Origin of the sequence: Acidovorax kalamii, from assembly GCF_002245625.1 — a bacterium.
Lineage (GTDB): Bacteria > Pseudomonadota > Gammaproteobacteria > Burkholderiales > Burkholderiaceae_C > Acidovorax > Acidovorax kalamii.
This window is the reverse complement of record NZ_NOIG01000004.1, coordinates 378,344-390,997: the sequence shown is the minus strand read 5'-3', so window position 1 is coordinate 390,997 and position 12,654 is coordinate 378,344. Positions and strand designations below refer to the sequence as shown.

Genomic DNA, 12,654 nt, shown 5'->3' with positions numbered 1-12,654 from the left:
CAGAGAACATTCAAAGAAAAATAGCTGCTACCGCCCGTCCATCAAGCGATAGCAGCTATATTTTCAGGAGCAGAACAATTCAGCGGACCGGGCTGCCTACTTGCCCACCAGCTCGTTGAGCTTGCCCGCCTCGAACTGCTCCTTGAGCGCCGCGTCGCAGGGCACGCAGTCCTTGGCCTGCTGGTTGGCGGCCGAGAGCTTTTCAATGGCCTGCCACAAAAGCGCAATCTGGTGCTCTTGCGACGAGGCGTTGTCGATCAGGCCGCGCATGGCCTGCGACAGTGGGTCGTCCTCCTGCGTGATGCCGTAGGCCGTGAACTTGCGGGCCTGCTGCGGCTCGGTCACGTCGGCGCTCTGGCCCTCTTTGGACGGAATGATGCGCGCCGGAATGCCCACGGCCGTGGCGCCCGCAGGCACGGGTTTGATGACCACGGCATTGCTGCCGATCTTGGCGCCGTCGCCCACTTCGAAGCCGCCCAGCACCTTGGCACCGGCGCTCACCACCACATCCTTGCCCAGCGTGGGATGGCGCTTGGCGCCCTTGTAGAGCGAGGTGCCACCCAGGGTCACGCCCTGGTAGATGGTGCAGCCGTCGCCAATCTCGGCCGTCTCGCCCACCACCACGCCCATGGCATGGTCGAAGAACACACGCTCGCCGATCTTCGCACCAGGGTGGATCTCGATGCCGGTAAGCCAGCGCGAGAAGTTGGAGATGAAGCGGCCGGGCCATTTGAGGCCGTTGTTCCAGCACCAGTGCGCGGGGCGGTGCAGCCAGATCGCGTGCAGGCCCGGATAACAGGTGATCACCTCCCACGTGCTGCGTGCGGCAGGATCGCGGTCGAGGATGCACTGGATATCGGAACGCAGGCGGGCGAGCATCGGCGGTTTCGTTTCTTTTGGTTATGTGTTTATGGGCTGCACAGTCTATCGTTTCGCCTGCGCCGTCTCGATCATGGCTTTGGCGACACCTCTCAAGATGTGGATTTCCTCGGGGCTGAGCTGCGCGCGGTTGAAAAGCTGGTTAAGGCGGGGCATGAGCTTCTTGGGCGCGGCCGGGTCCAGAAAACCGATGGAGGTGAGCGCCTGCTCCCAGTGGCCCAGCATGCCCGCCACCTGCGCAGCATCGGCCAGCGCGCGGGCAGGCGTGGCGTCCTGCACCGCAAACCCGCCCAGCGCCTGGCGCCATTCGTAGGCAATCACCTGGATGGCCGCGCCCAGGTTGAGCGAACCGAAGCCGGGATTGGTGGGAATCGACAGCGCCACATGGCAGCGGTAGACATCTTCGTTGGTCATGCCAAACCGCTCGGAACCAAACAGAAAGGCCACGCCCGCCTGATGGGCGGCTCCGGGCTCAGAGGCCTCTGGATTTGAAGCATTTTCAGCCTCTTGCGCGCATCCATTCTGCCTTGATAGCTCCTGATTCAATAGCATTTCAAAGTGGGCACGCGGCGCAGCCGTGGGCGGACCGAAGTCGCGTGGCGTCATGGCCGTGGCGCACAGGTGGCTCATCCCGTCCAGGGCCTCGTCCAGCGTGTCCACGATGCGCGCGTTGTTCAGCACATCCAGGGCGCCACTGGCGCGCTGGATGGTTTCCTCGCGCCTGAGCACGTTGGCCCAGCGGGGCGCCACCAGCACTAGGTCGTCAAACCCCATGGTTTTCATGGCGCGGGCGGCGGCACCCACATTGCCGGCGTGGCTGGTGTTGATCAGGACAAAACGGGTCTTCATGGGCGGGCGGGGAGAGAGGGGAAAAGCGGCCGGTTAGGCAAAAAAGGGCACTGCGGGTAAAATCCCGCCCTCTATTGTCGCCGCCCGCATCGCCGGGACGGGTCTGACCTCCCCGCTCATCCTGTACGCAGACACCCACGCCGCCCCGGCCGTGCGCTGCCAACCACCACAATTTATGTCGTCCAATCTGCACCCCATGCTCAACGTGGCCATCAAGGCTGCACGCGCCGCCGGCGCCATCATCAACCGCGCGGCCCTGGACGTGGAATCGGTGCGGATCTCGCAAAAGCAGATCAACGACTTTGTGACCGAGGTGGACCACGCCTCCGAAAAAATCATCATCGAGACGCTGCTGACGGCCTACCCCGGCCACGGCATCCTGGCCGAAGAGTCGGGCAAGGAATACGGCGCCAAGGATTCGGAATTTGTCTGGATCATCGACCCGCTGGACGGCACCACCAACTTCATCCACGGCTTTCCCGTCTACTGCATTAGTATCGCGCTGGCCGTGAAGGGCAAGGTCGAGCAGGCCGTGGTGTACGACCCCACGCGCAACGACCTCTTCACCGCGACCAAGGGCCGCGGCGCCTACCTGAACGAGCGACGCATCCGCGTGAGCAAGCGTACCCAGCTCAAGGACTGCCTGATCTCCACCGGTTTCCCCTTCCGCCCGGGCGACAACTTCAAGAGCTACCTGAACATGATGGCCGACGTGATGCAACGCACCGCCGGCCTGCGCCGCCCCGGCGCCGCCGCGCTGGACCTGGCCTACCTGGCTGCGGGCTTCACCGACGGCTTCTTTGAAACCGGCCTGTCGATCTGGGACGTGGCCGCAGGCTCGCTGCTGGTGACCGAGGCCGGTGGCCTGGTGGGCAACTTCACGGGCGAGGCCGACTTCCTGGAGCAGCGCGAGTGCCTGGCGGGCAGCCCGCGCATCTATGGCCAGCTGGTGCCCATCCTGGGCAAGTACAGCAAGTTTGCGAGCGCTGGCGACAAGGCGGCTGTGCGCCAGGCGGCTGCGGCAGACGCACCCGAAGCCGGGAACACCCCAGAGGCAGAAGGCGCTGCGGACGCCGCTGAATCGGTGGCTCCCCAAGCAGACGCCGCCAAGGGCGAAGACGCGCCGTTCTAAATCCATCCATCGCGCACAGCGGTGAAGCCGACGCACGATGACCCCTGGTGAGGTCTGGTAGCTGGACCGTGCAGCGGGCGAGACGCACACCAGGGCAGCCGCGCAAGGGCCGCCCCGCCGCGCTGGCTGCGTCCCCCTTCCCGAATTGCGCAGCAATTCGAGAGAAGGGGGAAGCGACGAAGTCGCTCAGGGGGTTGTCCGCTACGCCGGGTCCGGGTATTTCTGGGCAATGCTGCGGAAGTCTTCCGCAATGTCCACAAACGCGTCCACCATGTCGGGGTCAAAGTGGGTGCCCTTGCCCCGCACGATGGTGCTGCAGGCCTGATCGTGTGAAAACGCGGGCTTGTACACACGCTTGCTGATGAGCGCGTCGTACACATCGGCCACGGCCATCAGGCGTGCCGACACCGGGATCGCATCACCCGCCAGCCCCTGCGGGTAGCCCGAGCCGTCCCACTTTTCCTGGTGGCTGTAGGCGATCTCCTTGGACACGCTCAAAAACGCCACGCGCATGCCCAGGCGCCGCTCGGCCTCTTCGATGGCGTCGCGGCCCAGCGTGGTGTGGGTCTTCATCACTTCAAACTCTTCCACCGTGAGCTTGCCGGGCTTGAGCAGGATGCTGTCGGGGATGCCGATCTTGCCAATGTCGTGCAGCGGGGCGGACTTGTAGAGCAGCTCGATCATGCGGTCGTTCAGCACATGCTCGAAGCGCGGGTGGTGGCGCAAGCGCTCGGCAAGCGTCTTCACATACAGCTGGGTGCGGCGGATGTGGTTGCCGGTTTCGTTGTCGCGCGTCTCGGCCAGCGAGGTCATGGCCATGATGGTCACGTCCTGGATGGCCTGCACCTCCAGCGTGCGCATCGCCACCTCGCGCTCCAGGTAGGAGCTTTTGTCGCGCAGAAAGTCGGCCGTGGCCTTGAGCGCCAGGTGGGTGTTGACGCGTGCCAGCAGGATGGGCGGGCTGATGGGCTTGGTGATGTAGTCCACCGCGCCCAGTGCCAGGCCCATGCGTTCGTCATCGGGGTCGGAGCGCGCGGTCAAAAAGATCACCGGGATGTCGCGGGTGGCGGCCGCTGCCTTCAGGCGCCGGCAGACTTCGTAGCCATCCACCTCGGGCATCATGATGTCCAGCAGGATCAGGTCGGGTGGTGTGCCCGACTGGGCGATTTTGATCGCCTTTTCACCATGGTTGGCCACTTTCACCAGGTAGTGCTCGCGCAGCAGGCTGCCCATCAAGGTGAGGTTCTCGGGCGTGTCGTCCACCACCAGCACCGTGGCGATCGGCTTGTCAACGAGTGTCGCCTGGGGGGCGGCAAAGGGCGCGTTGTCCATGGGTGTCCTGCTTGTAATGCCGTTGTAGGGTGCCGTTGGCGGGCCGTTCAGGAGAGCGGGGCCGCCAGGGATTCGGAACCCGGCACGGCTGCCATGGCCTCCAGGGCCAGCTCGAAATCAAAGTTCAGGGTGTGCATCTCGACGGTCTTGAAAACATCCCCCAAGGCCGCGCCCAGAGTTTTACCATTGTGTTGGAAAAATTCCGTGGCTGCAGGGTCATCCTGCTCCAGCAGATGGCGCAGGCGCTGCACGGCCTGCGCTACCGCCTCCGCCGCCAGCTCCCCGCCCGGTTCCGGCACAGCAGGCACGGGCTCCGCCACCACCACCGACTCCACCACCCACGCCTGCAGCCCAGTGAGCAGCGGCACCAGGGCCGCGCGCAGCTCGGCCAGCACGTGGACGATGGCCTCGTTGCCATGGCGAAACCGCAGCGCATGCTCCAGCGCCTGGGCGCGCTCCGACACGGCAGGCGCCCCGATGTTGGCGGCCACCGACCGCAGTGTGTGGGCCAGGCGCTCGGCCACGCCCAGGTTGTTGGCGGCCAGGGCCTGCTGCAGCTCGGCCAGCACCGGCGCCTGCCCCTCGGCAAACCGGCGCAGCAGCTCAACATAGAGCACCGGCTTGCCCAGTGCGCGCTGCAGGCCCAGGGTCGTATCGAGCCCGGCCACGGTGGGCAACGGCACGGATGGGGGTGGCACGTCGGGCTTGCGCGTCAACGGCAACAAGGCGGCGTCTTCACCCGTGCGCCCGGAGGGCACTCCGGCCTTGGCAGCGGCAGCCCCCAGGCCAGCGCGGGGCCGTATCCAGCGGCCCAGGGCCGCCCACAGGGCTGCGGGTTCGATGGGCTTGGCCACATGGTCGTTCATGCCCGCCGCAAAGCAGCGCTGGCGGTCGGCCTCCATGGCGTTCGCCGTCATCGCAATGATCGGCAGCTGGGCATGCCGGGGGTTGCTGCGCAGGGTCCGGGTGGCGGTTTCGCCATCCATGACGGGCATCTGCATGTCCATGAGCACGGCGTCGTAGTGCTTGCGCTCGATGCGGTCGATGGCGATCTGGCCGTTTTCGGCCACGTCCACGGTAAACCCGGCGTCCAGCAGCAGCTCCATGGCCACCATCTGGTTGAGTTCGTTGTCTTCCACCAGCAGCACCTGGGCGCCCCGGATCTCCAGCGGCAGCTCATCGGCTGCCGGTGCGGGGGCGGCGGTGCGGCGCCCGGCGGCCGTGGAATGCTCCAGCGGCTGCATGAGGGTGTCGAACAGCACCGAAGCGTTGACCGGCTTGATGAGCACGGTCTCGATGCCCTGGGCCCGCGCGGCGCGCATCACGTCCTCGCGGCCATAGGCGGTGACCATGAGCATCTGCGGCACCTTGGGCATGCCCAGGCTGCGGATGTGACCCGCCAGCTCCACACCGTCCATGCCGGGCATATGCCAATCGAGCAGCAACAGCCCAAACGGCTTGTGCTGGGCCATGGATTCGCGCAGCCGGTCCAGCGCCTCCAGGCCGGAATGGGCCTGCTCGACCTCAAAACCCATGGCGTGCAGCATGTCGGACAGCACCGTGGCCGCCGTGTGGTTGTCGTCCACCACCAGCACGCGGCTGCCGCGCAGGTCGGGCGGCGGCAGCAGCACCCGGGCCGCTGCGCCGCGCTCCAACGGCACGGCCACCCAGAAGGTGGACCCCTGGCCAAACACACTCTCGACCCCCACCTCACCGCCCATGAGTTCGGCCAGGCTCTTGCAGATCGCCAGCCCCAGCCCCGTGCCGCCATAGCGGCGGGTGGTGGAGGTGTCGGCCTGCTGGAAGCTCTGGAACAGGCGCCCCATCTGCTCCTCGGTCAGGCCGATGCCGGTGTCGCGCACCTCAAACCGCAGGCGCACCTGCTGACCCGCTTGCGCCAGCAGCCGCACGGCAATGCTGATCTCGCCCGATTCGGTGAACTTGATGGCGTTGTTGGCGAAGTTGATGAGGATCTGGCCCAGACGCAGGGCGTCGCCCACCAGGTTGGGCGGCACATCGGCCGCCACGTCGCAGACCAGCTCCAGCCCTTTGGCGCCCGCCTTGTAGCCCACCACGTCGGACACGCTCTCCAGCATGCGGTCGAGCAAAAACGGCTGGCGCTCCACCACCAGCTTGCCCGCCTCGATCTTCGAAAAATCCAGGATGTCGTTGATGACCCCCAGCAGATGCTGGCCCGCCTGCTGGATCTTGCTCACGTAGTCGTGCTGGCGCGGGCTCAGGCCCGACTTGAGCGCCAGGTGCGACATGCCGATGATGGCGTTCATCGGCGTGCGGATCTCGTGGCTCATGTTGGCCAGGAAGTTGGACTTGAGCGCGGTGGACTCCTCGGCCAGCTCCTTGGCGCGGCGCAGTTCCTGTTCCGCGCGCTGGCGGTCGGTGATGTCCACAAACGTGCCGATGGTGCCACCGGGGCTTCCGTCTGCGCGCCGGAACCCATGCAGCCAGAACAGCGTGTGGTGCATCTCGCCGTCGGCATAGGGCAAGTCCACCTCGCGGTGCACCGACTGCTCACCCGCCAGGACCAGCGCGTTGTCGCGCTCGAACAGCACGCGCGAGGCGTGGGGCAGGAACTCCAGGTCCATCACGGTCTTGCCCACCAGGGTTTCGCGCTCCACACCAAAGGCCTGCTCGTAGGCACGGTTGACGCCCACATAGCGCCCGTCGGCCCCCTTGTAGAACAAGGGCACGGGGATGGCGTCGATCAGGGCCTGCTGGAAGTCCAGCTGCCCGGCCACCTGCTCTTCGAGCAGCTTCTGGTCGTGGATGTCCACATTGACCCCGACCACCCGCACCGGCCGCCCCTGCCCGTTGCGGAAGATGCGAGCGGCCTCCAGGAACCAGCGCACCTCGCCATCGGGGCGCACGATGCGCCAGGAGTCGCGCAAGTGGTCTTCGGTTCCGGCCAGGCAGCTGTCGAAATAGGCCGCCGCCTGCGCGCGGTCCTCGGGGTGCAGGCAGTTGAGCCAGAAATCGCGGCCATCGGGCTGGGTGCCAGGCGGCAGGCCCATCATCTGCGCGAGCTTGTCGGACCACAGGATCTCGCCGGTCAGCAGGTTCAAGTCGAACACGCCGATCTTTCCGGCCTCCTGGGCCAGCTCCAGGCGCTCCTTGGCCTGCTGGATGGCCAGCTCGGCCCGCCGCTGGTCGCTCACATCCTCGATCACCCAGATGGAGGCGGCACCGAAGTCGTCCATCTTGAGACTGCGCCCTGCCAGCCGCGCCTCGAAGCGGCTGCCGTCCAGGCGGAACAAGGTGGCCGTCTCGCGCAGCGCCTGGCCAGAGGCCAGGCTGGGCGCCACCCGGGCGGTGAACAGGTCCGAGTGGCCCGGACCACCAAACAGCACCGACACCCCAAGCCCCAGCAGTTGCGAAGCCGTGCCGCCCATGAGTTCGACAAACGCCGGATTGAACTGCCGGAAATGCCCATCGCACACCAGCACGATGGGCGGAGCGTTGTCAAAGATGGCCGTCTGCTGCTCCAGCAGCTCGTTGAGCAGGCGCTCGCGCCGCTCCAGCTCCTTCTGGGCCTCGATGCGCGCGGACACATCCTCGTGCAGGCCCACGATGCCGATGCGCCGCCCCTTGCCATCGAACACCGGCGACAGCGTGGCTTCGTCGTGGTAGGTGCTGCCGTCCTTGCGCCGGTTCACAAAATGGCCCTGCCACGACTGCCCCGACAGCAGCGTGGACCACATGACCTGGTAGGTCTGCGCCGGGGTTTGGCCGCTGGAGACCAGCGATGGCTTTTTGCCGCGCACTTCCTCCAGCGTGTAGCCGGTGTTGCGCTCGAACTGGGGGTTGACCCAGTCGATGTAGCCTTCGCCATTGGTGATGACCACCGAGACCGGGCTGCTCTCCAGCGCTGCGCCCAGCACGCGGAACCGCTCCAGCGCCGACGCCACCCGTGCGCGGCTGCGCAGCAAGTCCAGCAGCAGCAGGCCCAGCAGGCTGATGACCACAAACGCGACGGCCCCTACCTGCACCCGCTGGGTGGATGTCATCAGAGCGCTGATGTCGTCGAGCATCACCAGTTGCCACTGGCCCCCGGGGTCGTTCCATTGGATGGCGCGGTGGGCCACCGCATAGGCCACGCCGTTGAGCACCACCTCGCCCGCATCGGTAGCAAACGGCAGGGCCGAGGCCACGCCTTTCTCGAAGAACTGCCCGAACTGACCCGATGCGCGCAGAGCGTCGATGCGCGCCTGGGTCAGCGGCGGGGCCACGGCAAACTGCCATTCGGGGCGCGTGGAGGAAAATACAGCCCCCTGGGGCGAGAGCAGCACCGTGGGCAACCCCGCCCGCTTGAGCAGCAGGTCCACCGGCTCGAAACCCTGCTTGAACATCACCACCCCGATGATGGAGCCGGTCGGCGTGTCGCCTTCATACAGCGGTGCGGCATAGTACAGGCCCCGCTCCTGCGTGTTGCTGCCAACGGCGGGGTACACGCTGACGGCCCCCCGGATGGCCTGCTGAAAATATGGCCGGAACGCCAGGTTGAGCCCCGTGGACCGGGTGCCTGGCGTTTCATGCGCCACCACCGTGCCATCGGCCGAGATCACATAGACGCCGTTGACCAGAAAACGCCCGCGTGCCACGGCCAACTTCGCCAGTGCGTCGGGATTGTCCGGGGGCAGATGGCCCAGGGCCATGTCCTTGAGCAAGGGTTCGCTCAGGCCCAGCAGCGAGACCGCACCCAGCATGGAGCCGCCCGTGGTTTGGCTCATCAGGGCCTCGGCCGTCTGCTGCAGCAGGCGCGACCGCTCGGCCGCGCGCTCGGTGCTCCGCCACTGCAGAGCCCCTTGCACCACCAGCACGGCCCCCAGCAGGGCGGCCGCCAGCACCAGGAGCAATCCACGGATTCCGGGGGCCTCGCGGTCCAGCAATTTGTCAAAAAACATGCCTACGCCTTCACGTGCAACACACACCAGCGCTCGGTCATGCCGTCTGTGGCGACCACCGCACGTTGACTTGCCGCAGCCCCGTCAGCGGTGTGGGTGCAGGAAAACATCCATTTCCCCCACCGGCCCGGGCCGCCCAAACAAATACCCCTGGAACCCCTCACACCCGTGCAGCCTCAGAAAGCTCAGCTGCCCCGTCGTCTCCACCCCCTCCGCCACCACCTCCAGGTCCAGGCTCTTGGCCAGCGCCAGGATGGTCCGCACGATCGCCGCGTCGTTCGGGTCCGAGAGCACGTCCCGCACGAAGCTCTGGTCGATCTTCACCTGGTCCAGCGGCAGCCGCTTGAGGTAGGAGAGAGACGAGTACCCGGTGCCGAAGTCGTCCAGCGCAAAGCCCACGCCTTCGCTCTTGAGCTGCACCATGCGGGCGATGGTGTCTTCGATGTCTCCCAAGAGCAGGCTTTCGGTGAGTTCGAGTTTGAGTTTGCGGGGGTCGGCGTTGTGGTTCTTGAGGGTTTGCAGCACTTCGGCCACGAAGCCGGGTTGGCGGAACTGGCGGGCGCTGACGTTGACGGAGATGGACAGGTGGGCGGTGTTGTCGTGCTGGCTCCAACGCTGCAGTTGTTCGCAGGCGGTCTGGAGGACGTATTGGCCCAGGGGGAGGATGAGGCCGGTCTGTTCTGCCAGGGGGATGAAGTCGCCGGGGCTGATCATGCCGCGCTGGGGGTGGCGCCAGCGCACCAGGGCTTCTGCGCCCATGAGGCGGGCGTGGTGGTCTACCACGGGCTGGTAGTGCACGAGCAACTCGCCCCGGGCCAGGCCCTGGCGCAGGTCGGCTTCGAGGTTGGAGCGGGCATTCACTGCCGCCTGCATGTCGGGGTCGAAGAAGCGCTGGGTGTTGCGCCCTGCGGCTTTGGCCTGGTACATGGCCAGGTCGGCGCGTTTGAGGAGTTCGTCCACGGTGAGGCGTTCGTCGCCAAACAGGGTGATGCCGATGCTGGGGGTGCTGTAGTGCTGTGCGCCGTCCAGGTCGAAGGGCTGGTTCAGGTTGGCCAGGAGTTTCTCGGCCACGGTTTCTGCCTGGGTGGCGGCGTTTTGCAGGTCGGGGGCCAGGGCTTCGAGCATGACGACGAATTCGTCGCCGCCAAAGCGCGCCACGGTGTCGGCTTCGCGCACGCTGCCCACCAGGCGGGCGGCCACTTGCGACAAGAGCTGGTCGCCCATGTCGTGGCCCAGGGTGTCGTTGAGGTCTTTGAAGTTATCGAGGTCGATGAACAGCAAGGCGCCCAGGCTTTTGGTGCGCTGGCAGGCGGCGATGGAGCGTTGCAGGCGGTCCAGCAGCAGGCGCCGGTTGGGCAGGCCGGTCAAGGCGTCGTAGAAGGCCAGGCGTTCGATTTCCTGCTCGGCACGTTTGCGGTCGGTGATGTCGCGGCACACGCCCAGCACACCGGTCACGCGGCCGTGCAGGTCGCGGATGGGGGTCTTGATGGTTTCGAACTGGCCCTGGTAGCCGTCTTCGGCAAAAGTGAGCGTTTCTTCATACACCAGCGGCTGCCAGGCCTGCATGGCACGCTGGTCGTACTTGCGAAAGCGCTCGGCCTCGGCCGGGTTGGTCAGGTCGTAGTCGTTGCGGCCCACCACATCGCGTTCGGGCCGGCCCGCAAAGCGCTCGAACACGGGGTTGACCGACAGGTACACGCCCTCGGCATCCTTGAGAAACACCATGTCGGGCATGGCGTTGACCACGCGGGCCAGGTGCGCCTTCTGGTGCGCCAGCTCCTGCTCGACGCGCTTGAGCGCCGTGAGGTCGTAGGCAAACAGCACCACGGCCGATGTTCCCTGCCCTGCAACGGCCTCGGGTGCAATGGTGGTGTGGCGGTACTGCATGCCATCAGGGCCATCGATGCGGTTCTCAAACACTGCCATCTCGCCCGCAAAGGCTTTCTCGAAATGGGGCTGCATGCGCACGAAGACTTCGGGCGGAATCACGTCCTGCAGCAGTTGCCCCTGCAGGTCCTGCGGCGTCTTGTACAGCCAGCGTGCCTGTTGCTCGTTGACATACAGAACCCGCAGATCGCGGTCGAGTCGGGCCACACCGCCCGGCACCAGGCGCAACATGTTGGCCATGAGCGCATCCTTGGCGTGCGCCGCCTCAGCGGCCTGGTGGTGGGCGGTGATGTCGGTCTGCACGCCATCCCACAGCACCCGGCCGTCGTCCAGCCTTCGGGGAGACGAACTCAGGTGCATCCAGCGCACTTCCCCATCGGTGCGGCGAACCCGGAAAACCGCCTCCAGGCTGGTCATCGACAGGAATGAATGCCGCTCTGCCTCGCGCAGGCGGCCCATGTCTTCCTCCAGGATCTGGCGATACAACACGCTGGGGTCGTCCAGCACCTCTTGCACGCGCACCCCGTTGAGGCGCTCGATGGCTTCGCCCATGTGCACAAAGTGCACACGGCCATCGAGTTCACGCACCACCTGAAACAACACGCTGTGGGGCAGATTGCGGCCCAGCAGCGACAGGCGGCCTTCGCTTTCGCGCAGGCGGCTCTCGGCGGTCTGGATGCGGGCAAAGGGCCGGCGGATGCCAGCATCGAACACCGCCTGGTACAGCAGCGCATAGGCCACCACCCGCAGGCCATGGGCCAGTGGCCCACCGACGGGGGAATGGCCGCCCAGCACCCCCACGGTGATTTCGCCACACACAAACGCCATGGCCGCCCAGGCAAACAGGCGGTCACGGGGCCGGTTTTCGTCCTCCGGGACCGCCTGGCCATCGCGGCGGCTCCGGCGGTACAGCACCCCGGCAATCACGGCCAGCGCCAGCGCCAACCCCGCCGCCAGCGCCTGGCGCAGCACCCCGCCAGCGGCCTGGGCAAACCAGCCCGGCAAGGGGCCCATGGCCGCCCCCACCACCAGCAGCGTGATCCCCCCGGAAACCGCCAGCCAGGCCTGGGGCGCCCCCGGCGCCGCCAGCCGCGTGGCCACGAGCCCCAGGGTGAGCACCTCGGCCAGACGCGCCCAACTGCTAAGCCACAGGGAGATATGGGCAGTGCCCACCGGCATGTGCACCGGGCCGGAGTGCACCAGCACGCCATGCAGAAAATTGCAGGCCGCCGCAACCCCCACCCCCACCACCAGCACGTTAGCCCGCGCCTGTTCATGCGCTTCGAGCGCGTGCAGCGACACCGACACCACCAGCAGCCCCAGCAACACCGCCGCCATCTCCAGCAGCGGCTCCAGCCCGTGCTGCGCCCCGGCGCCGTCCCCCAGCAGCTGCACCAGCGGCAGGATCACCAGAGCCAGCACCGCCACCACCAGCACCACCGTGACAGCGGGCGCGTCCGACAGGTAGGAGCGCGCGGTCAGGGGGGGTGGGGAAGGGGCCATGGGCAGCGTGGAGAAGCGGTGCAGAAACGGGGCGGGGTGTGATTCCGGAAGTACGTCACAAGTGTATCGAGGCGTAAGGAAATGACCAGACCACCGCCACCGGTCGCCCCCTCCTGGGTCACCCAAGAAAAACGGGGCCGAAGCCCCGTTGTG

The 12,654-nt window shown here is 66.5% G+C and carries 6 protein-coding genes; 1 reads left to right on the top strand and 5 read right to left on the bottom strand.

What is annotated here, in order from left to right; all coding sequences use genetic code 11:
- Positions 1–96: 96 nt before the first annotated feature.
- Positions 97–879 carry a serine O-acetyltransferase gene (cysE, locus tag CBY09_RS04850; RefSeq protein WP_094286947.1) on the bottom strand — a complete coding sequence of 261 codons (783 nt, stop codon included), beginning with the start codon at positions 877–879 and terminating at the stop codon, positions 97–99.
- A gap of 45 nt (positions 880–924) precedes the next feature.
- The gene (locus tag CBY09_RS04845) at positions 925–1,728 is read right to left on the bottom strand and encodes an RNA methyltransferase (protein ID WP_094286945.1); all 804 of its coding nucleotides are present in this window, start codon (positions 1,726–1,728) and stop codon (positions 925–927) included.
- Positions 1,729–1,903: 175 nt separating this feature from the next.
- Here CBY09_RS04845 and CBY09_RS04840 point away from each other — a divergent pair, with 175 nt between their 5' ends.
- Complete coding sequence (locus tag CBY09_RS04840; RefSeq protein ID WP_094286943.1) at positions 1,904–2,860, top strand: inositol monophosphatase family protein; 957 nt, start codon at positions 1,904–1,906, stop codon at positions 2,858–2,860.
- A 201-nt stretch (positions 2,861–3,061) separates the two neighbouring features.
- Here CBY09_RS04840 and CBY09_RS04830 read toward each other — a convergent pair whose 3' ends face one another.
- The 3 genes from CBY09_RS04830 to CBY09_RS04820 form a co-directional block, all read right to left on the bottom strand.
- Positions 3,062–4,192, bottom strand: a complete 1,131-nt coding sequence (locus tag CBY09_RS04830) for a response regulator (protein ID WP_094286939.1) — start codon at positions 4,190–4,192, stop codon at positions 3,062–3,064.
- Between the two features lie 47 nt (positions 4,193–4,239).
- Positions 4,240–9,111, bottom strand: a complete 4,872-nt coding sequence (locus CBY09_RS04825; RefSeq protein ID WP_094286937.1) for a PAS domain S-box protein — start codon at positions 9,109–9,111, stop codon at positions 4,240–4,242.
- A gap of 84 nt (positions 9,112–9,195) precedes the next feature.
- Positions 9,196–12,501 (bottom strand): EAL domain-containing protein, encoded by a 3,306-nt coding sequence (locus CBY09_RS04820; RefSeq protein WP_094286935.1) that lies wholly within the window; start codon positions 12,499–12,501, stop codon positions 9,196–9,198.
- Between the last annotated feature and the right edge of the window lie 153 nt (positions 12,502–12,654).